Source organism: Streptomyces sp. LS1784 (genome assembly GCF_020103755.1).
GTDB lineage: Bacteria > Actinomycetota > Actinomycetes > Streptomycetales > Streptomycetaceae > Kitasatospora.
In genome coordinates this window covers 1-21,716 of record NZ_JAHSQD010000034.1, presented here as the reverse complement: position 1 = coordinate 21,716, position 21,716 = coordinate 1, and the positions used below count along the sequence as shown (strand labels likewise).

Below are 21,716 nucleotides of genomic sequence, written 5' to 3'. Positions count from 1 at the left end.
CTCACAAGGAGCCGCCGGCGCGGCGGGTGCCGGGGCTACAGGCCCAGGTCGACGGCCAGGCACGAGTAGAAGTTCCAGGCGCTTTCGGGGTTGTAGGAGGCGTTGGCCGCGCCGCCCGGGCCGGTGGCCGTGCCCTCGGTCATGTCCTCGAAGCGGATGCGCTCGGGGAGCGTGCCGTAGCGCGCGTGTCGCGAATCGGCGGCGGGGTCGCCCGCGGGCTGCTCGGTCATGGCCACTCTCCGGATCGGCGAACACGGACGGCGCCTTCGTGGCGCCGGAGACGACTTTCAGGGTGCACTCCGAGTCATCACCCGTCAAGGTGGTGATGGAAGGTGGCGACAACACATACGCCCGTTCGCAACTCACACGTGTTCGGCCGAATCTGCACTCCCGGGCGCATTGTTGAAGATGCAAGGATCTGCCCCGACCCGGACTCGATCGATGAGTGACGCGCCGATTCCTCCAGCAGTTCCGCCACGCACGAAAAGGTGGGTTGCATTACCCCGGCACCGACTGCACTGGCACCCATGCGCGGGCCACCGGCTCACTGGCGCAGTCCGACCTTCCGCTGGCGGCCCTGAGTTACCGGGTGGTCCCGGCGTAGCGACACCTCCCGGGCCACCCCGCGCGACGCCCTCGGGCCGATGGCCGGCGCGACGGACGCGTGACCCACCGCACGGCGGCCGCACCGGACACACATGCCTCACGACCGCTCCCCGATCGATGGGCACACTCGCGATCCGTCACCACCTTGACAGGTGACGCGCGCCCATGGAAATCTACCGTCACCGGTCAGAGCAGTTACTTCCCGATGAGGACATCCACTGTGGCAGTCGTACGGTTCCATCTCGTCTCCACGCTCGGCACCGAGGACATCGTTTCGGTGCTGACCGACTTCAGCCCCTCCCGCGCCGAGGTCTGGTCGACGATCGACGCCGAGCACTTCGAGGTCCACGCGCTCGGCGACACCTGGGCCGAGGTCACCGAGGGGACCGCCGCCGCCTGGGAGCGCGCACGCTACGAGTGGGAGCCAGGCGGCGACACCGTCACCGTCACCACCCTCGACTCCAAGCTGTTCGGCCCCGGCGGCGGCTGGGTCTTCCGGATGACCCCTGAAAGCGACGGCACCCGGGTCGACGTCCGGCTGACGCGGCAGCCGGACACCCTCAAGGGCAGGATGCTCGCCGCGCTGCTCCCCGTCGCCGCTCCCCCGGCCCTGCGCAAGTCGTTCGCAGGGCCCCTGCGGGCGAGGTGATCCACCGCAGGAGGCGATTCCCGAAGGGGCCGACAGCACCGACTGTCGGCCCCTTCGTCATGCTCCCGGGCCCGGCCGGTGCGGACGCCGGTGCCGACTGGAGGGGCGGCTGGAGGACCGTTTGTCCGGCGAACCCACCCCCGTCGGCCGACACGAAAAGGCCGACGCAAATCGGCCGACACGAAAAGGCCCGGCCCGCGCCATCGGGCGCGGGCCGGGCCGGGACGGCACCGGGGGGATCAGTGCCGGGAGGGGAGGACGCAGCGGAAGCCGGAGGCGGCGGTCGGGTCGCCGTGGCCCTGGTAGCGGGACACCTCGGGGTAGCGGCACAGGTCCCGGTCGACGCTCTGCCCGGACGCGTCGACCAGGGTGGCGGGCAACGTCTGCGGCGCCTTGCCCTGCTCGACCCAGGCCGTCAGGGCGGCGAGGTCGTCGGTCGTGCCGTCGCCCTTGTTGAGGCCGCAGTGGACCGTGCCCGGGGCGAGGAAGAGGCGGTAGAAGTCGTCGACCCGCTTGGTGCCGCCCATCTTCCGCTCGACCTGCCGGCGGTACTCGACGGTGCCCTGGGCGGGGATGAACTGGTCGGCCTGGCCGTGCCAGGTCAGGAGCTTGCCGCCGGAGCCGCGGAAGGCGGACAGGTCGGGGTCGTCGGTGCCGATGATCCGGTCATACTCGGTCCGGGACTGCTCGAACAGCCGGGTGAACTGGTCGTAGGTGATCGTCGAGACGTCGAACGACGGCTGCTTCTTCAGCCAGGTCGTGACCCAGAGCCGGGGCACCGGGAACGGCGCGCCCTTCACCTGGCCGCTCGCGTCGGGCGCGGTGCCGGCCAGCCCCGCCAGGTCGGCACCGACCGGGACGCCGGACCACAGCTTCCGGCCGGACGCGGTGCGCGGACCGTCCCAGATCTTGCGCACCACGGCGGCGTCGGCCGCCGTGATGGTCAGCTCCTCGCCGCCGCAGAGCACCTTGGTGCCGATCAGCCGGCGCGGGTCGAAGTCGCACCGCGACGCGTCGTTCACCAGGTTGTCCCTGGCACCGTCGAGCGGGTCGCAGGCCGCGACGGCGGCGTCGGTGAAGGCCTTGAACTCGCAGGCGGACGGGTAGGTCTTCTCGTTGTTCATGACCACCTGCGGCCACAGGGTGGCGACCTCGAACTCGTCCCAGTTGACGGCGGGCGCGTTGGCGAGGATGCCGTCGAAGTCGTCGGGGTGGCGCTGGGCCTCCATGTAGCCCTGGCGTCCGCCGGTGGAGCACCCGTTGAAGTAGGAGTAGGAGGCCTGCCTGCCGAAGTGCGCGGCGACCACCTGCTTGCCGACGATCGACGCCTCGTGCTGGGAGCGGGACGCGAGGTTCTTCAGCAGCGCGGTGTCGACCCGCCCCTCGGCGTTCAGCGCCCAGGTGACGTCGACGGCATCGGCGAGCCCGCCGTCGGTGGTGGTCGCGGCGTACCCGTTCCTGACCGCGGTGCCCATCCCGACGCCGTTGTCCCCGGCCGCGAAGGCGCTCCCGCCGAGCGCCTGGAAGCGGCCGTTCCATTCGTTGACGGGGAGCCAGGTCGAGACCTTGGCGTGGTCGTTGTCGCCCGGGTGGGTCAGGGTGACCGTCACCTCGCAGAAGGCGGGGACCCCGGTGACGGTGCCGCCCACCACCCCGGTTCCGTCGATGGTGCCGCCGTCCCGGTGGACGGCCGTCACGGACTCCACCCTCGTGCCGGGGGGAGCCTGTACGGCCGGCGCCGAACAGCCGAACGCCGCGGACACGGAGCCGTACGGGGTCTCCGCTGCCGCCGTCGGCAGGTTCACCGCGGCCAGCGCCGCGCCGGTCGCGAGCACGATCAGGAATTTCTTCATGGGTATCCCGTCCAAGTACGTGGGTGTACGCCCGGCAGCGGAGGAACACGTGTCCGGTGTCCGGGCAGGGGTGGGTCGAAAACAGGAGGGTGAAACAGCGGCGGCCGAAAAGATGCCACCGGTCGAGGAGGTGACGGAAGGTCGGCACACTCAGGCGTCCGCCCGGTCCTCGGGCAGCCACCGGGAGTGGTGCCGCTCCGCCCAGGCGCGGCTGACGTACCCGGTGCGCATTCCGCGCCTCGACTCCGGGTCCCGGAGCGCCTTGCGCAGGTGGCCGGAGACCACGAAGGCGATCGCCCAGGCCAGGAGGTCGTGGACGAAGATCGCACTGGTGCGGGAGACCGACGGCAGCAGGCCCGTGAACCACATCAGCAGACCGGTGGACGCCATCACCAGCACGGCGCCGGCGATCCAGCCCGCGTAGAGCTTCTGGCCGGCGTTGAACTTGCCGGCCGGGCGTGCCTCGGGCCACGTCCGGCGCCTGCGGACGGCCCGCAGCCACTCCCGGTCGTACGGCGCGAAGCGGTTGAGCCGGCGCAGGTCCGCGCGGAACGCGGCGGAGAACAGCCCGAGCAGGAAGGGCAGTGGCAGCAGGATGCCCGACCACTCGTGGACCGTGGCCACCAGGTATCGCCGCCCGACGAGTTGGGCCAGCGGCCCCAGGTACAGGCAGGCCGCGGAGGCCAGGCACAGCAGCATCAGGACGCCGGTGGCCCGGTGGACCAGGCGCTCGGCGGGACTGAAGCGCCGGACCCGGTCCGGCTGTTCAGGCCGCGCCGCCGCGCCGGTCGGCGTCGTCGAGCCAGCCGTCGACGGCATAGCCGCGCTCCTCCCAGTAGCCGGGGACGACCTTGTCGGTGACCGAGATGCCGGACAGCCACTTGGCCGACTTGTAGAAGTACATGGGGGCCACGTAGAGGCGGACCGGTCCGCCGTGCGCGTGGGTGATGGGCTTGTCCTGCATGTTCAGCGCCACCAGGACGTCCGGGCGGCGGGCCTGCTCCAGGGTGAGGCTCTCGGAGTACTCGCCGTCGAAGCAGGTGAACCGGACCGCCGTGCCCGGGGAACGCACTCCGGCGGCATCGAGGATGTCCGCCAGTCGCACCCCCTCGAAGGGCGTCCTGTCCACCCGCCAGCCGTCCGTGCACAGCACGTCGTGGACGACCCTGGACTGCGGCATCATGCGCAGTTCCCCCAGGGTGTAGGCCTTCTGACGCTCCACCAGTCCGTCGACTCTCAGCTCGTAGTCGGTCTCGTCCTTGTGCGGCACCGAGCCGACGACGCTGTAGTACCGGAAGCCGCCCGGGTTGGGCAGCAGGCCGGTCAGGCCGGTCGCGTCCCCCTCGGAGGCCGCGGCCAGGACCCGCTCCCAGCCGCGCTGGAGGTACGGCGCCGCGGCGATCCCCGCGGCGCCCGCGCCGAGCATGCCGAGCACCGCGCGCCGCCCCACGGGTGCGCCCTCGGCCCTCCGCTCCGACTTTCCCGCCATGGTCAGTGTGCTCCTTCGAGGTGGCGGCGATCCCGGAGGGCGGCCGCCCTCCGGCCGGCCCGGTCGCGGGCGGGTCCACACGTGTGAACACGGTCGAGCCTTCCCGACATCGTCACCGGTTCAACTGGTGACGATGCTGGCACGGCCGCGACCGACCTGTCAACGAGACGACCGGGGCGCCACACCGAGCGGGGGCCGGGGTGAAAGGGACTGCGGCGAACGACAGTTGCCGGTCGACACCCGCCGGGGCACACACATGTGCGGCCTCCCGACCGCCGGCGGCGCCTGCTACAGTGGGCGCGACCTGTAGTCGTGTGATCGAGGAGTGACAGACGTGGCGGGTGACGACGACATCTCCGGGTGAGATCCGGATCTGACGGCCACCGGCCGGTGCTTCAGGAGCGCCGCAGCCGAGGTGGTCCGCATCGTCGTGCCTCTTTTCCCACATCTGCCCAGGGCAGAGGTCTACCCTCCTGCCCTCGCTCTTCTCCGAGGTCATCTCCATGTCCGACGCTGCCGTCGTCTGCTCGAATGTCTCCTTCGCCTGGCCCGACGACACCCCGGTCTTCCACGACCTGTCCTTCACCGTGCCTGCCGGCCGGACCGGACTGGTCGCTCCCAACGGTGCCGGCAAGAGCACCCTGCTCAAGCTGATCGCCGGCGAACTCAAGCCCGCCACCGGCTCGGTGTCGGTCACCGGACGGCTCGGCTACCTCCGCCAGAGCCTCCCCCTGACCTCCGGCCTCACCGTCGCCCAGGTGCTCGACATCGCCGAGATCATCCGGGCCATCGACGCCGTGGAGTCCGGGGACGTCGACGAGCGGCACTTCACCACCATCGGCGACGACTGGGACATCGAGGAGCGCACCCGCGCCCAGCTCGACCGCCTCGGCCTGACCGACCTCACCCTGGACCGCAGTCTGAGCACGCTCAGCGGCGGCCAGATCGTCTCCCTCGGCCTCGCCGCCCAGCTGCTCAAGCGCCCCGACGTGCTGCTGCTCGACGAGCCGACCAACAACCTCGACGCGCAGGCCCGGCACAAGCTCTACGACGTGCTGGCGGACTTCAACGGCTGCCTGCTGCTGGTCAGCCACGACCGCGCGCTGCTCGACCGGATGCAGCACATCGCCGAACTCGGCAACGGCGAACTGCGCTTCTACGGCGGAAACTTCACCGCGTACGAGGAAACCGTCCGGGCCGAGCAGGAGGTCGCCGAGAAGAACGTCCGCAACGCCGAGCAGGAACTCAAGCGGGAGAAGCGGGAGATGCAGCAGGCCCGCGAACGCGCCGAGCGCCGCCAGAGCAACGCCGCCCGCAACCTCAAGAACGCCGGCCTGCCCCGCATCTTCGCCGGGAACATGAAGCGCGGCGCCCAGGAGTCCGCGGGCCGGGCCGGCCAGATGCACGCGGCCCGGGTCAGCGAGGCCAAGGCCCGGCTCGACGAGGCCGGACGCGCCCTGCGCGAGGAACAGCGCCTCTCCCTGGAGCTGCCGGACACCCAGGTGCCCGCCGGACGCAACCTCTTCCTCGGCGAGGGCCTGCAGGTCCACCACGCCGGCCGGCCGGTGTTCGCTGACGGCGGCGTCGACCTGAGCGTCCGCGGCCCCGAGCGCATCGCGCTGACCGGCCCCAACGGCGCGGGGAAGAGCACCCTGCTGCGTCTGGTCACCGGCGAACTCACCCCGGACAGCGGGGAGATCAAGCGCAACGACGGGCGGATCGCCTACCTCTCGCAGCGCCTGGACCTGCTCGACCTCGGCCGCACCGTGGCGGAGAACTTCGCCGCGTTCGCCCCCGAGCGGCCCGAGACGGAACGGATGAACCTGCTCGCCCGCTTCCTCTTCCGCGGCGCCCGGGCCCACCTGCCGGTCGGGGTGCTCTCCGGAGGCGAGCGGCTGCGCGCCACCCTGGCCTGCGTGCTGTGCGCGGAGCCGGCCCCGCACCTGCTGCTGCTCGACGAGCCGACCAACAACCTCGACCTGGTCAGCGCCGGCCAGCTGGAGAGCGCCCTGAACGCCTACCAGGGAGCCTTCCTGGTGGTCAGTCACGACGAGCGGTTCCTCGCCGAGATCGGGGTCAACCGCTGGCTCCGGCTGGCCGACGGCACGCTGAAGGAGACCGGGGCGCCCGCGGTGTGAGCCGCCGACGTGTGACCGGGCCCGCGCCCGAGGCTCCGTGCCCGGCGGGCCCACCACCCCTCACGTCGGAAGGACCAAGGATCCCCGTGCTCCAGCACGCCCAGCACGCCCTGCTCGCCCACGACGTCGTCCGCAACCTCGGCGGCCGGCGCGTCCTCGACGGTGTCGGCCTGAGCGCCGCCCCCGGCCACCGGATCGGCCTGATCGGGGAGAACGGCGCCGGCAAGTCCACCCTTCTGCGGGTGCTCGCCGGCGTGGACGAACCCGACGCCGGAAGCGTCTCGCGTCCCGCGGACCTCGGCTTCCTGCACCAGGAGATGCCCTTCGAGACCGACGCGACCGTCGCCGCCGTCCTGGACGACGCGCTGCGCGAGGCCCGCGAGGACCTCGCGGAACTGGACCGGCTCGGCGCGGAGATCGCCCGTGTCCCGGAGACCGCCCCCGGCCACGCGGAACTCCTGGACGCCTACGGCAGGCGGCTGGAACAGGCCCGGTACCGGGAGTCCTGGGACGCCGACCGCCGCGCCGCCCTGGTCCTCGACGGGCTGGGCCTCGGCGCACTCGGGCACGACCGCACGCTCGGCTCGCTGTCCGGCGGGCAGCGCGGCCGGCTGGCCCTCGCCGCACTGCTCGTCCGACGGCCGTCCGCGCTGCTGCTGGACGAGCCGACCAACCACCTCGACGACGGCGCCGCGGCCTTCCTGGAGGAGCAGATCCGCGAACTGCCCGGCACCGTGGTCGTCGCCGCCCACGACCGGGCGTTCCTGGACGCCGTCTGCACCCATCTGGTCGACCTCGACCCGGCGGTGGACGGACCGGTCCGCTACGGCGGCAACTACAGCGCCTACCTGGGCGAGCGGCGCGCCGAGCGGGAGCGCTGGGAGCGGCGGTACACCGAGGAGCAGCAGGAGCTGGCACAGCTGCGCCACTCGGCCGGCGTGACCGCGCACCTGGTCGCACCGGACCGGGGTCCGCGGGACAACGAGAAGATGGGTTACGGCCACCGGGCGGGCCGGGTGCAGAACCAGGTCTCCCGCCGGGTGCGCAACGCCGCCCGCCGGCTGGCGGAACTGGAGCGCGCGCAGGTCCCCGAGCCGCCGCGCCCGCTGCGGTTCGCCGTCGCCGCCCTGGCCGCGGACGCCGGCGCTCTGGGCACGGAAGCCGAGGCCGTGGCCTCGGCCGTCGGGGCTGTGGCCTCGGATGTCGGGGCTGTGGCCTCGGGCACCGTCGCTCTGGCCGCGGACGCCGGGGAGGACCGGCGGCCCCTGGTCGCACTCCGGGACGTCCGGGTGCCCGGCCGGCTCGCGCTGGACGCTCTGGAGGTGCCGGCGGCCGACCGGCTGCTGGTCACGGGCGGCAACGGGACGGGCAAGTCGACGCTGCTCGCCGTGCTCGCCGGGCACCTCGCCGCCGGGGGCACGGTGCGCCGGCGCCCCGGGCTGACGGTGGGGCTGCTCACCCAGGACACCGCGTTCGACCGGCCCGACCGCACCGTCCGCGACACCTACGCGCTGGCACTGGGCCCGTCTCGGGCCGAGGAGGTGCCGCTGGGGTCGCTCGGTCTGCTGCACACGGCGGACCTGGACAAGCCGGTCGGCCGGCTGTCCGTCGGACAGCGCCGACGGCTCGCGCTGGCGCTCCTGGTGGCCGAACCGCCCCAGCTGCTGCTGCTCGACGAACCCACCAACCACCTCTCCCCCCGCCTGTGCGACGAACTGGAGGAGGCCCTCGGCACCGGTCCCGGCGCGATCGTCCTCGCGAGCCACGACCGCTGGCTGCGCCGGCGCTGGCAGGGCCGCGAGCTGCGGCTCGACCCTGCCGGGGCCGGGCGTTATTGCCCGCCTGCGTAGTCACCTGTCAGCATGGTGATGTGAACCTTGACCATGTCTTCGTCTGCGGGCACCCGGCCCTGGACTTCGCGGCCACGCTCCGTGCACGGCGCACGATCCGGTTCGAGATGTTCGTGACGCCGGAGCGGTTGAACGCCTGGTACCTGGACTGCGGGCTGGTGGACACGATCACGCCCGGTGACGAACAGGACGTCCGCGAGGCGACGACCGTCCGCGAGGCCGTCTACCGGCTCGTCACCAACCGACGGCTCGGCGAGGCGTTCGACCGCGAGGCGCTCGCCGTGCTCAACGGCGCCGCACGCAAGCCGCCCGTGACACCGCAGCTCACCATGACCGGGCGGCACAACGAGGCGACCCCCGAGCAGGCGCTGGCGACCGTCGCGCGCCAGGCGGTCGAACTCCTCAGCGGCCCGGACGTCCCCCTGATGAAGGAGTGCGGCAACCCGGAGTGCACCCGGGTCTACATCGACCGCTCCCGGGGCATGCGCCGCCAGTGGTGCGGCATGGAGTCCTGCGGCAACAGGATCAAGGCCGCCGCCTACCGCGCGCGGAAGAAGACGCCGTCCGCCACGGGCCCTCGGTAACCCCTCCACAACCGCACGCGTCGGCGCGCGGCCCCGGCATGGGTACCATGCAACACCACCATGCCTAGGGAGTGAACGGTTGTGACCCGCCATCCAGCCTCCACGCTCCGGTCCCGGTACGTGGAACAAGCCGCGTCGGACCTGGAGAAGAACCACCAGCGACAGCGGGAGCTGGCGGAGGAGCTCAGGATGCTGAAGCAGGAGGAGGCCCTCCTGGCCGACATCCTGAGTCTCGCCGAGCGGTACGAGGGCCCCGCCGGCCAGGCACTTCCTCCCGAGCGGCCACGGGAGGAGTCCACCGCCCCGGCGGCCCGCACGACGAAGACCGGCACGACGAGGACCGGTGCGAAGGCGGCCTCGCACCGGCCTCTGCTCGGTGACCTGCTCGTGGAACTCCTGGGCCGGCACGACGAGCCGTGCCCGGCGAAGGACCTGCGGGTCGAGCTCATGGCGAAGTACCCGAAGCGCAACCCGACGCCCCAGGTCGTACGGAACACCCTGGAATCCCTCGTCGCCAAGGGGCGCGTCCGGCGCCACAAGCAGCAGCGCTCCGTCATGTACACCCTGCTGCGGCCGGGCCCGGCCACCCCGGGCGACGCCGGCTGACCCACCGACCGGCCGCGGCCGCTCCCCCGGGGGCCGTCTCCCCTCGGAGACGGTGGAACACCGGTCAGGGGCATGACGAGGACGTCCGACCACCGGTGAACACGTGTGCGCCGACGAAGGCCATGTGCCGCGCCGGTCCTCCGGCCGGTGGTGTGGGTGTGCCTGTGCGGGCGGGTCCCGTGCGGGACGGGGGAACAGGCACGGGACCCGCCGGTCGGGGGGTGGGTCAGGCCGCGACGCCGGCGTGGATGACGACCGGGATGTTGTCGCGCGTGGCCTTGGAGTACGGGCAGATCCGGTGCGCGGCGCGCGCGAGCTCCTCGGCGGTGGCCTGGTCCACGCCGCCGAGCACGGGGCGCAGGACCGCGGAGAGCGAGAACTCGTCGTCGTCGCCGTGGGTCAGCGTGATCTCGGCGGTGATGGTGGTGCTGGTGAGCCGGGTCCCACGGTCCCCGGCCGCCCGGCGGAGGGCTCCGAGGAAGCAGGCGGCCCAGCCGGCCGCGAGGAGCTGCTCCGGGTTGGTCGCGGTGCCTGCGCCGCCGAGCTCCTTCGGAATGGCGAGACCGGTCTCCAGCAGACCGTCGGAGGAGCGGACCCGGCCGCCGTTGCGGCCCTCACCGTCGACGTCGACAACGGCGGTGTAGCTGACTGCCATGACTGGTGCTCCCCATCTGGATCGACTCGATGTCCGACCGCCTCCCGGCGATGCGTCCGAACCCTCTTCTGCATCACCGGTCCAGGCGGTGATGCAATGATGGCAATCCAATGCGTCACCAGTCAAGCCAGTGACGCCCTCGCGCGCGATCAGAGGTGACGGCCGATCCGGCCGCTCCGAGCGGCGGCTGCCAACCGCCGGAGGCCTCACACCGCGACGCCGTATCCGGACGGCAGGCCCGTCGCCCCCGGCTCGCCGCCCGGCGGGGGCAGCCGGACGGCGGCCGGGGTGAGGCCCGTTCCGGCGCATGCCTGCCACTCGCGCGGGGAGACGCCGTAGGCGGCGCGGAACGCCCGGCTGAAGTGACTCGCGCTCACGAAGCCCCAGCGGCCCGCGACCGCGGCCACGCTCGCCCGCCCCGCCCCCGGACGGGCGAGGTCCCGGCGGGACATCTCCAGCCGCCGGCGCTGGATCCAGCGGGCCACCGTCACCCCCTCGAAGCGGAACAGCTTGTGCAGGTACCGCACCGACACGTGATGGGCCGCCGCGATCCGCTCCGGCGAGAGGCCCGGGTCACCCAGATGACGCAGGATGTGGTCCTTCACCCGCGCAAGAGTGGCGAGCGCCGCCTCGGGCGCCTCGGGGACGGACCGGCCGCGCCGCTCGTGGGCGAGCACCGCGAGCAGGTCGAACGCCGTGGCGGCGAGCCAGGCGGCCGGCTGCGGCTCCATCGCACCGGCCGACCGCGAGAGGCACTCCAGGTAGGCCGCCACCAGCCGGGCGGTGCCGTCGCCGGTGTCGAAGGCCGTCGCGGTGAGCACCCGCAGATCCTCCTCGGAGACGCCCCCGACCGACCGCGGCCAGTGGAAGGCCGTGAAGAGGAAGGGCTCCGGAAGCTCCTTGGCGAACGGCCTCCCGGCATCGGAGATCGCGAACGTGCCCGGGCGCAGCTCCACTTGGCGGCCGTCCTGGTCGAGCCGGGCGGTACCGCGGTGCTGGAGCGCCAGGGTGAGGTGGTCCTCCCCGCCGCGGGCGATCAGCCCCGCGCCGCGCTCGACCCGCTGCGGGCCGGCCTGCACCAGGGAGACCTGGGTGGCACCCAGGCTGTGACTGGTGATCGTCGCGGGGGCGGGCTCGCTTTCGAGCAGGGCCACGTCCAGCGGGATGAAGGTGCGGGAGACGGCCTCGTGCCAGTACTCGGCGCGGTCTGCGGGCGGTACCAGGGCGGTGTCGAGAACGACGGACATCGGTACTCCTCGAACAGCTGTCGACCGGACCGGCCGGTCCGGTGTCGCGGTGTCGGGTGGGCGCGGGCTCTCGTCGGGGCGGTGGTCGGGGGTCACCAGGAACGGCCGTGCAGGGCGACGTGCACGGTGTCGACGGCCTGGATCAGCGCGGCGCGGGCGGTGCTCGTGGGGAAGCTCGCGCCGAGCAGCAGGAAGCCGTGGACGGCGCCCTGGTAGCGCGTCGCCACCACCGGGACCCCGGCCGCGCGGAGCCTGGCCGCGTAGGCCTCGCCCTCGTCCCGCAGCACGTCGGCCTCGGCGGTGACCACCAGGGCCGGCGGCAGCCCGGCGAGCTGGTCGAGGGAGGCACGCAGCGGCGCGGCGGTGGCCTCGGTCCGTCGCTGAGGGTCGGGCAGGTAGTCGTCCCAGAAGCGGCGCATGTGGTCGCGGTGCAGGAAGTACCCCGTCGCGAACCGGCGGTAGGAGGGGGTGTCGAAGTCGGCGTCGGTGACCGGGTACAGCAGCACCTGGTGGAGCAGCGGTACGTCGTCGCGCCGGCGGGCCAGCAGGGTCAGGGCCGCCACCAGGTTGGCCCCCGCGGAGTCGCCGACGGCGGCGATCCGGGCCCCGTCCAGTCCGATCTCGTGGCCGTGCTCGTGGATCCAGCGGGCCACGGCGTGGCACTGTTCGACGGCCACCGGGTAGCGGGCCGCGGGCGCTCGGGCGTAGTCCACGTAGACGACGGCGGCGTCGGTGCCCAGGGCGAACTCCCGGATCAGCCGGGCGTAGCAGTCGGCGTCGCCGAGCGACCAGCCGAGGCCGGGCAGGAACAGCACGACGGGGCTGGGCTGGGCGGCGCCGACGGGTCTGGTCACCTGGACGTGCACCCGTCCGGTCGGTCCGCAGGGCAGGGCGAGCCATTCCGACGTCGTGCCGTACGGATCGTCCTCGGCCCCGAACGCGCCGCCGACCGGCCCGCCGTCCGGAGCGTCCGCACCGTCCGGAGCATCGTCGCAGGTGAGGCAGGAGAGGTCCGGCGGTTCCGTCGCGGACCGGCCGGCTCGGGCGTCCAGGAACTCCTGGACCGCCCGGTCGAGCACCGGGCGCCGCTCGGGCAGGGGGGTGGGGTCGGACAACTCTCTGCTCCTGGCTTCGGTCGACGGGCACGGTGGCTCCGTGTGTGCCCCGGCCGTGGTGGCCTGTTCGTGCCCTTCGGCGGGCGGGCCGGCGGCTCCTCAGCCGGGTTCGCCGTGCGGGCGTGAGCGCCACTCGCGCGGCGAGACGCCGTATGCGGCGCGGAAGGTCCGGCTGAAGTGTGCCGGGTTGACGAAGCCCCACCGCTGGGCGACGGCCGAGACCGTGGGCGCGGTGCGGCCCCGCCGGGCCAGCTCGCGGGCGCAGGCGTCCAGGCGGAGCCGCTGGATGAGCCGGCTCACCGTCACGCCCTCGCCCTCGAAGAGCCGGTGCAGGTACCGCACGGAGATGTGGTGCGCATCGGCGATCCCTTCGGGGGACAGGTCCGGGTCGCCCAGGTGGCGGTCGATGTACTCCCGCACCCGCCGGACCAGGTGGGCGTTCTGGGCTCCCTGCTCGTCCACCGCCCGGGCCGGTGCCAGCTGGGCGATGAGTGTGCCGAAGAGGTCCGCGACGCTGCCGGCGAGCCGGTCCCCGACCGGGGCGGGGTAGGAGTGCGCGGAGGCGGCGAGGACGCCAAGGAAGGGCAGCAGCACCGGTCCGCACCCCTCCGTCGGGCCGACGGCCGTCGCCGACGCGTTCCGCAGGTCGCGCTCGGGCACCCCCAGAAGCCGGCGCGGCACGTGGAACAGGTGGGTGCGGAACCGCTGCGGGTAGTCCACCGCGTACGGGCGCGCCGTGTCGTACAGGACGAGCCCGCCCGGCGGCACCTCCGCGCGGCGCCCGTCCTGCTCCAGGACGGCCCGGCCCGTCACCTGCACGCCGACCCCGACCTGCGGTTCGCTCCGTGGCGTCCGCGCGATCAGCGCCGCCGTGCGGGAGAGCCGGGCCGCGTCGGCCTCCAGCGTGGAGATCCGCACGTACCCGAGGCGGTGCGACTCCAGGAGTCCGTCGAACGGCCGCCCGGTGAGCGGGCGCACCTCCAGGGGCACCAGCGACCGCGACACCGCCCCGCTCCAGAAGGCCGCCTTCTCGTCGTCCGCGACCGACGCGGTCGTCACCCGCACGCCCATCTGACCGTCCTTCCGCCGAGGTCCTGCACTCTCAGCCTGGGGCTCGGGCGGCGCGGGTCGTTAGGTCATCTGACTGTCGTGTCGGCACGGTCGGCCGCCGGGCTCGGGACGGCGGGCGTTCGGGCAGGTCAGCCGCCGTCGAGAGCGTGGGCGAGGGCGGCCCGCGTGGTGATGCCGAGCTTCGGGAAGATCTTGTAGAGGTGGGCCCCGACGGTGCGGGGCGACAGCTGGAGCTGCCGGCCGATCTGCTTGTTGGTCAGACCGGTCGCGGCCAGCCGGGCGATGCGCAGCTCCTGACCGGTCAGCCCGGCCGCCCCCGTGACCGGTCCGTTCTGCGTCGGGGCCACGGAGTCGCCCGCGGCACGGAGCTCCTCCTCGCACTGCGCCGCCCAGGGGGTGGCCCGGAGGCGGCGGAACACGTGGTGGGCCGCGCGCAGTGCCTCCCTGGCCCCGGGCCGGTGGCGGCGGCGCAGCCAGGCGCCGTGGGCGAGCCGCAGTCGCGCGAGGTCGAACACCCACTGTTCGGCGCCCGGCACGGCGTACGCCGCACGGTAGGCGGCCTCGGCCTCGTCGTCGTCCGCGGCCAGGGCGGTGGCGGCCGCGCACAGGAGGGCGTGGCGTCCGGAGATCTCCGCCGAGCCCGCCCCGGCTCCGGCCGCGAGGTGCGCCCGGGCCTCCTCCTGCCGTCCGGTGTGGACGGCGGCCGTCACCAGGTCGAGGACGAGCGTGTGGTGCCAGGGCCGGCCGCCGGGCAGTCGCCCGGGCGGGGTGAGCTCGCAGAAGTGCGCGTACGCTTCCTCGTAGCGCCGGTGGGCGAGCGCGGCCAGGCCACGCAGATGGCTCAGCCGGTCGAGGACGTACCGCATCCGGGCGCGGGTGGCGATCGGCCCGATGGTCCGCTCGATCTCCCGCAGTCCGGCCTCGTCGCCCCGGCCGGCCAGGAAGTGGGCGTGGTACAGGCGGAACATCAGGCCGTTGGTGTGGTAGCCGAGCTCGTCCGCCATCTCGGCCTCGCGCAGGCAGACGGCCGCCCGGTCCCAGTGTCCGAGCAGGTAGTCCTGGTGGGCCTTGGCCTTCGCGACCGAGCCCTGGGTGGCGTAGCCGTGCAGCCCGGAGAAGCGCTGCCACAGGTCGCCCTCGGGGCAGTCGAGTGCCGAGGCGGTCCACAGCAGGAGCCAGGCCGCGCCGGCCTCCTGCTCCTGGGTCATGCCCTCGGCCGTCGCCATCAGGGCGGCGGCCGCGTCCGGGCCCGGGGCGGTCCAGGCCCGCAGGCACAGCCGGCCCACCTCGGAGACGTTCTCCCGGTGCCGTTCCAGGGCGCGCCAGGCCCAGGGGTCGTCCGTGTAGGTGGCGGCCAGGAGGAGTTTGAAGTAGACCTGTTCGACCAGCCCGCCGAAGGTGTCGGCGCCCGGCGCGGTCAGCGTGTCGAGGGCGGCGGGCAGCAACGCGGCCGAGGACTCGAAGTCGACGTGGTGGCTCTGGTCGGCGTAGACCACCGCGTACGAGAACAGCGGGGCGGTGTCCTGCGGAACGGTACTGCTCTTCAGTTCCTCCACCAGGGCCACGGTGTGGCGCAGCTGCCCGCCGCGGGCGGCCATCACGGCGGCCCAGGTGAGCCTGCGGACGCGGTCGCAGGAGCTGGGGCTGAGGACGGCGGCGCGTTCGAGCAGGAGCGCCCCCTCCGCCTCGCCGCCCCGGTGGGCGAGGTCGCGGCCGGCCTCCTGGAGGCGGTGCGCGAGGTCCTCGTCGGGCAGCAGCGCGGCGGCCGCCTCGTGGACGAGCCGTCGCGGGTCGTCCGGTGCGAGGGTCTCGGACAGCGCGCGGTGCGCCTCCCGGCGCGCGGTGTCGGAGGCGGTGGAGACGACGGCGGTACGGACCAGGGGGTGCCGGAACACGAGGTGCCCGGCCGGGTCGAGCCGGGCCAGGCCCTCCGCCTCGATCCGGTCCAGGATCTCCCGCGCGTTCTCGTCCGCGAGGGCACGGAGCCACTCGGCGCTGCCGGAGTCCGGGCCGGTGGCCAGGGCGCCGAGCAGCAGGAGACGGCCGACCTCCGGCGTCACCGTCCCCAGCCGTTCCGCGAACATCCGTTCCAGCTTCCGCCCCAGCGGCAGCCGTTCGGGCAGCGGAGCGGCACCCCACTGCTGGGCGGCCGCCAGTTGACGCGGCAGCTCCACCAGCGCCAGCGGGTTCCCGGCCGCCTCGGTCAGGACGCGCTCCTTGGCGGGCGCCGCGAGTTCGGGGTAGCAGGTGCCCAGCAGCAGGGCCGCGTCCTCCCGGGGCAGGGCCGGGACGTCGACGGCCTCGGCCGACCAGGTCTGGGCGGCCGGTCCGTCCGGGCGGGTGGCGCCGACGATCGCCACCGGCAGCTCGGCGCACCGCCGGTGCAGGAAGGCGAAGACGGTCGCGCTCGACGAATCCATCCAGTGCAGGTCGTCCAGGAGCAGCAGGACGGGGGCGGTCCACACCGCCTCCTCCAGCAGGGCCAGCGCGGCGGCGCCGACGGCGAAGCCGCTCGGGGTCCCGGAGCGGACGCCGAACGCGCTCTCCAGGGCCTCCCGCTGGTGCGCGGACAGCGCGTCGGAGCGCTGGAGCAGCGACCAGAAGGCCTGGTGGAGGGCCCCGAACGCGAAGTCCGTCTCCGCCTCCGTACCGACCGCGCGCAGCACGGTGAACCCGCGCCCGCACGCCACCCGCTCCACCCGGGCCACCAGGGTGCTCTTGCCGACACCGGCGTCGCCGCGCAGCAGCACGGTGGAACCGCTCGCGCCGTCCTCGGCCTGGACCAGCGCCGCGGTCAGCAGCTCCGTCTCCCGCTGCCGCCCGACCAGGACCGGAAACCGCCTGTCCTCCGCCACTGTTCCTCTTCCTCGGGTCGGTCGGCCCGCTCCCCGGGCACCCCAGGTTATCGCCCGCCCGATCCGCCGGTTCGATGCCGGGTCCACGGCCCCGCCCGCGGGCGGGCGACGAGGCCGGACCGTCGGCTCACTCGCGGTAGAGCAGGACGGTGACACCGGCCAGGACAGCGCTGGCGACCAGGGCCCAGGCGGTCTGCCCGTGCAGCACGAGGACCGCGCCGGGGGCGGCGCCGGCGAGCATGGTGGCGACGGAGAACACCTTCCGGCGCTGGCGGAGGGCGGTGCCGCCGGCAAGGCGGGAGTCGGCGGCCAGGCCGGTCAGGGTCAGGGTGAGCACGGTGGTGGTGAGGTCCGGCACGCCGAGGCCGCGGACGGTGCCGTTGCGGATGCCCATCGCGAGGGCGAGCAGCGCGATCACGCCGTACTGGGCGGGCCCGTCGACGCTCCGGACGAACGCCACGACAGCGGCCACGCCGTACAGCGCGGCCTCCAGGACGAAGGCCGCCCGCAGCCGCCGGGGCTGCCGGGTACCGGCCTGTCGGGTGGCGAGCCGGCCGGCCAGCAGCGCGCCGAGGAGGAAGGCGGCGAGGGAGGTCAGCGAGCCGGCGACGGAGAATCCGGGCGCGCCGGCGAGGGCGAAGGCGATGACGACGACGTTGCCGGTCATGTTCGCGGTGAAGACGTGGCCGAGCCCGAGGTAGCTCACGGCGTCGATCAGGCCGCTGACCAGGGTGAGGCCGAACAGGGCCAGGGCCAGCGGGTGGCGGTCGTGGATCTGCGGTCCGGGCAGCTGCGGCGGGGGTGCGGTGCGGGATTCGGCTGCGGGATTCGTCACGACGGCTCCTCGTGCGGTAGGGGAATACGGGCGGGGGCACCGCCTCGTTCCGGCGATGCCCCCGAGTGGACTTGGCTGCTCCTCAGAAGAAGCAGGGATCCATCGGAACCTGCGGCTGCCCCGGGAGGGCGAGGCCGCGGGCCGCGCGCCAGGCGTGCTGCTCGCCGGAGGCCGCCACGGCCTCCAGTACGCCTTCGGCCTGACGGACGCCGGCCAGGCTGGGGGCGGGGGTGGCGTGGTAGCCGCCGAAGCGGGTGACCGGGCTCCAGGACGGCGACACCTCGGGCAGCTCGGGCGCCAGCCCCTGGTGCTCCGCGGTGGCGTGGACGATGCGTCCGCCGACGACGGTGAGGACGGACTCGATGTGCGGGATGTCGGCCTCGGGGACGGTGAAGTAGTCGGCGCTGAGCAGCGCGAGGTCCGCGTAACTGCCGACGGCCAGGCGCCCCTTGACGTCCTGCTCGCCGGTGAGGCGCGCGCCGCCCAGGGTGTAGAGCTCCAGGGCCTGCTCGCGGCTGAGCCGGTTGTGGTCGGCCGCGAGGCGCCGCCCGCTGACCGCACGGCCGGAGACCAGCCAGTGCAGGGCGACCCAGGGGTTGTAGGAGGAGACCCGGGTGGCGTCGGTGCCCGCCGCGACGGTCAGGCCGCGGTCCAGCATCGCGCGCAGCGGCGGAGCCTCGGCGGCGGCCGGGGCGCCGTAGCGGGAGACGAAGGCCTCGCCCTGGAAGGAGAGGCGGTTCTGCACGGAGACGGCGCCGCCCAGGGCCGCGATCCGGTCGAGGCTGTCCGGGCTCACCGTCTCCGCGTGGTCGAAGAGCCAGCGGTTGCCCTGCGGGAAGAGGCCCTCGGCGGCGAGCTTCTCGAAGACGGCGAGGTCGCGGCGGATGGTCTCGTCGTAGGTGGCGTGCAGCCGGAAGCCCCAGCCGTTCTCCATCAGCAGGCGGACGGCCTTCTCGAACTCGCTCTCGTAGGAGCCCAGTTGCGGCCGGGGTTCGGTGAAGTTCTCGAAGTCGGCGGCGGCCCAGGTGAGGTTCTCCCCCGCGCCGTTGAGCCGCAGCCATTCGTCTCCTTCCCCGGGGCGCACGGTGTTGACCCAGCGGGTGAGGTCGTCCAGCTCCTGGCCCGCGGTCTGCGGGAAGAGGTGGTAGGCGATGCGCAGGGTCAACTCGCCCTGCCGGGCGAGCTCCATGACGGTGCCGTAGTTCTCGGGGAAGCTCTGGAAACCGCCGGCGGCGTCGATCGCGGAGGTGAGGCCGAAGCGGTTCAGCTCGCGCAGGAAGTGCCGGGTGGAGCCGATCCGGTCGGCCTCGTCCAGCGTCGGCGCCTTGGCCAGCGTGGAGTAGAGCAGCAGGGCGCCCGGGGCGGCGATCAGCAGTCCGGTCGGTTCGCCGTCGCGCCCGCGCACGATCTGGCCGCCGGCCGGGTCGGGGGTGTCCCGGGTGAAGCCCGCGGCGCGCAGCGCGGCCCGGTTGAGCAGCGCCGACTGGTAGAGGTGCAGCACGAAGACGGGGGTGTCGGGCGCCGCGGCGTTGAGCTCCTCCAGGGTGGGCAGGCGCCGTTCGGCGAACTGGTCGGCGGACCAGCCGCCGACCACCCGCACCCACTGGCCGGGCGGGGTGCGCTCGGCCTGCAACCGGAGCATGGCCAGGGCCTCGCGCAGCGTCGGGACGCCGTCCCAGCGCAGCTCCAGCACGTAGTTGAGGCCGCCGCGGATGACGTGCAGGTGCGCGTCGTTGAGTCCCGGGACGGCCCGGCGGCCGAGCGCGTCGACCACCCGGGTGCGGGGGCCGACCAGCGGGGCGACGTCCGCGTCGTCGCCGACCGCCTGGACCAGACCGTCCCGGACGGCCACCGCGGTGGCCTGCGGGCGGCGCGGGTCGTTGGTGAACACCTTGGCGTTGCGCACGACCAGGTCGGCGGGCTGGTCGGGGGTGCCGGGACGGATTCCGGCGACGGGCATGGTGGACAACGGGGTTCCCTTCGTTCGGTGGCGCTTCGGCGCGGGGCCGCCCAGCGAACCTAGGCAGCCGACGGCGGGCGAGGTTCTCCGCAGCGCATCGGCAGTTGCCCAGCAGCGCACTTCGGCGGCCGGCCGGGCCGGTGCCCGTGGTCGTGCGTTGTCGGAACAGTCCCGGGCGCAGAGCGAGCAGAACGGTCGGACCATCGCGGACTAGTGTCGTCGAACGTGACGCCGAGCCGATCCGGCAGCGTCGTCTGACGTAGTGTCAATTCCCTGCATTCCCAAGGAAAGAGAAGAACCATGGTCGACTTCGCCAACGTCCACGCCGCCCCGAGCCCGGACCTGCTCACCCCGGACAACGCGATGATGCTGTTCGTTGACCACCAGCCGCAGATGTTCTTCGGCACCGGCAGCGGCGACCGCACCGCCATCATCAACTCCACCGTCGGCCTGGCGAAGGCCGCGAAGATCTTCGACGTGCCGGTGGTGCTGTCCACCGTCGCGGCCGAGTCCTTCTCCGGCCCGCTCCTGCCGCAGCTGCGGGAGGTCTTCCCCGACCAGGAGGTCATCGACCGGACCAGCATGAACGCCTGGGAGGACGAGGCCCTGGTCGCGGCCGTCAAGGCGACCGGCCGCACCAAGATCATCCTGTCCGGCCTGTGGACCGAGGTCTGCCTGGTCCTGCCCGCCCTCTCCGCGCTGGACCAGGGCTACGAGGTCTACGTCGTCGCCGACGCCTCCGGCGGCGTCAGCCCGCTGGCCCACGAGCACGCCCTGCAGCGGATGACCGCCGCCGGCGCCGTGCCCGTCACCTGGGTGCAGGTCCTGCTGGAGCTCCAGCGCGACTGGGCCCGCACCGAGACCTACGTCGCGGTCACGGACCTGGTCAAGGAGCACGGCGGCGCCTACGGCATGGGCATCGTCTACGCCCAGTCCATGATCAACCCGCACGCCGCCGGCTGACGGCCCGCCACCGACCCTGACGGAGTCCGACATGAACACGGGTCTACTCCTGCTGCGCCTGGTCGCCGGCCTGCTGATCGCGGGCCACGGCGTCCAGAAGGTCAGCTTCCACCTCGGAGGGGGTGGACTGGAGGGCGGCAGCGCCGAGTTCCGGGGCGACGGCTTCCGCGGCGGCAAGCTCACCGCGATCACCGCCGGCGGCACCCAGCTCGGGGCCGGGCTGATGCTGGCCCTCGGCCTGCTCACCCCGCTGGCCGGCGCGGGCGTCATGGGGGTGATGACCGTCGCCCTGACGGTCAAGTGGCCCCACGGGCTGTGGGTGCAGCACGACGGGTACGAGTTCCCGTTCGTCCTGATCGTCATCGGCGCGGCGCTGACCGCCACCGGCCCGGGACAGTGGTCGGTCGACGGGGCGCTCGGCCTGGCGCAGTGGCCGCTGTGGTGGCTGCCCGCGGCCGTCGTCGCCGGCGTGGGCGGCGGGCTGGTCACCCGCCTCGCCCTGCACCGCAGCTGAGGCAGCCGCGACGGAACGGGCTCGGGCCCTGGGCGGAATCCCCGCCCAGGGCCCGAGCCCGTCGGCGCATTCGGGTGCTCGGCGATCCAGCGAGCCACGGACGAAGAACGGTAGGGACCGACGGGTTCCGGAAAATGCGCACCCGATGACACCGGCCGGATCGGCCCGGCCGGCCATTTCGCGAACGACGGCCGTGCGACGCCTCGCACCCGGAGCCGATTCGCCTGGTCCTGGGCACATATGACAGTCGATCGTCTCATTCCCGGATCCGGATCCGACTCACCGAATCACCTCGCACCGGACTGCCGAGCTCCGCATGAACCCAAGGGAAAAGCCCGGCTCCCGGGCCATGAAATCTCGTGATCGCGGTCCGCGAACCTGACAAAACTGTCAACAAGGCTGCCGGTGGCTGCTAAGTTACCCGTCGGTCAGGGCCAGTGCGACTGCTCCGGGCAGTGTGCCCCACCACAAGTCACCACCGTTCCAGCACCGTTGACCCGAAGGGACCCTCCACGTGACCGTGCGCAAGCTGACGTTGTCAGCCGCCGCGACAACCACCGTGCTCATCCTCTGCGGCGCCATCCTGAACGGAGCAGCGGCATCACCGGCCGCTGCGACCACCACACCGGCCGCGACCGCGGCAGCCACCCCGACCGCGTCGCCCGACCCGTCGGCTTCGCCCGCCGCCCCCGGCACGCCGGCGACGCTGGCGCCCCCGGCGTCCGG

Annotated in this window: 19 protein-coding genes; 8 read left to right on the top strand and 11 right to left on the bottom strand. The window is 73.4% G+C overall.

Going from position 1 to position 21,716, the window contains the following annotated elements; translation table 11 throughout:
- Window positions 1-35 precede the first annotated feature (35 nt).
- Complete coding sequence (locus KS423_RS07180) at window positions 36-230, bottom strand: hypothetical protein (RefSeq protein WP_224276271.1); 195 nt, start codon at window positions 228-230, stop codon at window positions 36-38.
- A gap of 596 nt (window positions 231-826) precedes the next feature.
- On the opposite strand from KS423_RS07180, the gene KS423_RS07175 reads away from it, so the two are divergent.
- Window positions 827-1,255, top strand: coding sequence for a hypothetical protein (locus KS423_RS07175; RefSeq protein ID WP_224276269.1), 429 nt, complete (start codon window positions 827-829; stop codon window positions 1,253-1,255).
- 239 nt (window positions 1,256-1,494) lie between these two features.
- On the opposite strand, the gene KS423_RS07170 is transcribed toward KS423_RS07175, so the two are convergent.
- The 3 genes from KS423_RS07170 to KS423_RS07160 form a co-directional block, all read right to left on the bottom strand.
- Window positions 1,495-3,108, bottom strand: coding sequence for a tannase/feruloyl esterase family alpha/beta hydrolase (locus tag KS423_RS07170; protein ID WP_224276267.1), 1,614 nt, complete (start codon window positions 3,106-3,108; stop codon window positions 1,495-1,497).
- 150 nt (window positions 3,109-3,258) lie between these two features.
- Window positions 3,259-3,927: a cytochrome b/b6 domain-containing protein gene (locus tag KS423_RS07165; protein ID WP_224276265.1), complete on the bottom strand. Its 669-nt coding sequence runs from the start codon at window positions 3,925-3,927 to the stop codon at window positions 3,259-3,261.
- Window positions 3,875-4,597: a molybdopterin-dependent oxidoreductase gene (locus KS423_RS07160; protein ID WP_224276263.1), complete on the bottom strand. Its 723-nt coding sequence runs from the start codon at window positions 4,595-4,597 to the stop codon at window positions 3,875-3,877. Before KS423_RS07160 ends, KS423_RS07165 begins: the two co-directional genes overlap by 53 nt.
- A 503-nt stretch (window positions 4,598-5,100) precedes the next feature.
- Here KS423_RS07160 and abc-f point away from each other — a divergent pair.
- From abc-f to KS423_RS07140, 4 genes are all read left to right on the top strand, one after another.
- Entirely contained in the window at window positions 5,101-6,735 is a 1,635-nt protein-coding gene (gene abc-f, locus KS423_RS07155) for a ribosomal protection-like ABC-F family protein (protein WP_224276254.1), read from the top strand.
- 86 nt (window positions 6,736-6,821) lie between these two features.
- A complete protein-coding gene (locus KS423_RS07150; RefSeq protein WP_224276252.1) occupies window positions 6,822-8,585 on the top strand; it encodes an ABC-F family ATP-binding cassette domain-containing protein in 1,764 nt (587 codons plus the stop codon).
- Between the two features lie 20 nt (window positions 8,586-8,605).
- The gene (locus tag KS423_RS07145; RefSeq protein WP_224276250.1) at window positions 8,606-9,169 is read left to right on the top strand and encodes an ABATE domain-containing protein; all 564 of its coding nucleotides are present in this window, start codon (window positions 8,606-8,608) and stop codon (window positions 9,167-9,169) included.
- A 120-nt stretch (window positions 9,170-9,289) separates the two neighbouring features.
- Window positions 9,290-9,775 (top strand): hypothetical protein, encoded by a 486-nt coding sequence (locus tag KS423_RS07140; RefSeq protein WP_374119912.1) that lies wholly within the window; start codon window positions 9,290-9,292, stop codon window positions 9,773-9,775.
- Between the two features lie 226 nt (window positions 9,776-10,001).
- Here the strand turns inward: KS423_RS07140 and KS423_RS07135 are convergent, their stop codons facing one another.
- From KS423_RS07135 to KS423_RS07105, 7 genes are all read right to left on the bottom strand, one after another.
- Complete coding sequence (locus tag KS423_RS07135) at window positions 10,002-10,430, bottom strand: Ohr family peroxiredoxin (protein ID WP_224276246.1); 429 nt, start codon at window positions 10,428-10,430, stop codon at window positions 10,002-10,004.
- A gap of 206 nt (window positions 10,431-10,636) precedes the next feature.
- Complete coding sequence (locus KS423_RS07130; protein WP_224276244.1) at window positions 10,637-11,677, bottom strand: helix-turn-helix domain-containing protein; 1,041 nt, start codon at window positions 11,675-11,677, stop codon at window positions 10,637-10,639.
- A gap of 92 nt (window positions 11,678-11,769) precedes the next feature.
- Window positions 11,770-12,792, bottom strand: coding sequence for an alpha/beta hydrolase (locus KS423_RS07125; protein ID WP_224276242.1), 1,023 nt, complete (start codon window positions 12,790-12,792; stop codon window positions 11,770-11,772).
- Window positions 12,793-12,891: 99 nt separating this feature from the next.
- The gene (locus KS423_RS07120) at window positions 12,892-13,863 is read right to left on the bottom strand and encodes a helix-turn-helix domain-containing protein (protein WP_224276240.1); all 972 of its coding nucleotides are present in this window, start codon (window positions 13,861-13,863) and stop codon (window positions 12,892-12,894) included.
- Between the two features lie 128 nt (window positions 13,864-13,991).
- Window positions 13,992-16,718 carry an AAA family ATPase gene (locus tag KS423_RS07115; RefSeq protein WP_224276238.1) on the bottom strand — a complete coding sequence of 909 codons (2,727 nt, stop codon included), beginning with the start codon at window positions 16,716-16,718 and terminating at the stop codon, window positions 13,992-13,994.
- 127 nt (window positions 16,719-16,845) lie between these two features.
- Window positions 16,846-17,553 carry a YoaK family protein gene (locus tag KS423_RS07110; protein ID WP_308020146.1) on the bottom strand — a complete coding sequence of 236 codons (708 nt, stop codon included), beginning with the start codon at window positions 17,551-17,553 and terminating at the stop codon, window positions 16,846-16,848.
- 82 nt (window positions 17,554-17,635) lie between these two features.
- Complete coding sequence (locus KS423_RS07105) at window positions 17,636-19,513, bottom strand: amidohydrolase (RefSeq protein ID WP_224276287.1); 1,878 nt, start codon at window positions 19,511-19,513, stop codon at window positions 17,636-17,638.
- A 300-nt stretch (window positions 19,514-19,813) separates the two neighbouring features.
- On the opposite strand from KS423_RS07105, the gene KS423_RS07100 reads away from it, so the two are divergent.
- From KS423_RS07100 to KS423_RS07090, 3 genes are all read left to right on the top strand, one after another.
- Complete coding sequence (locus KS423_RS07100) at window positions 19,814-20,476, top strand: hydrolase (RefSeq protein WP_224276236.1); 663 nt, start codon at window positions 19,814-19,816, stop codon at window positions 20,474-20,476.
- A gap of 31 nt (window positions 20,477-20,507) precedes the next feature.
- Window positions 20,508-20,990 carry a DoxX family protein gene (locus KS423_RS07095; protein WP_224276234.1) on the top strand — a complete coding sequence of 161 codons (483 nt, stop codon included), beginning with the start codon at window positions 20,508-20,510 and terminating at the stop codon, window positions 20,988-20,990.
- A 514-nt stretch (window positions 20,991-21,504) separates the two neighbouring features.
- The coding region (locus KS423_RS07090; protein ID WP_224276232.1) for a hypothetical protein at window positions 21,505-21,716 on the top strand (212 nt) is incomplete at its 3' end.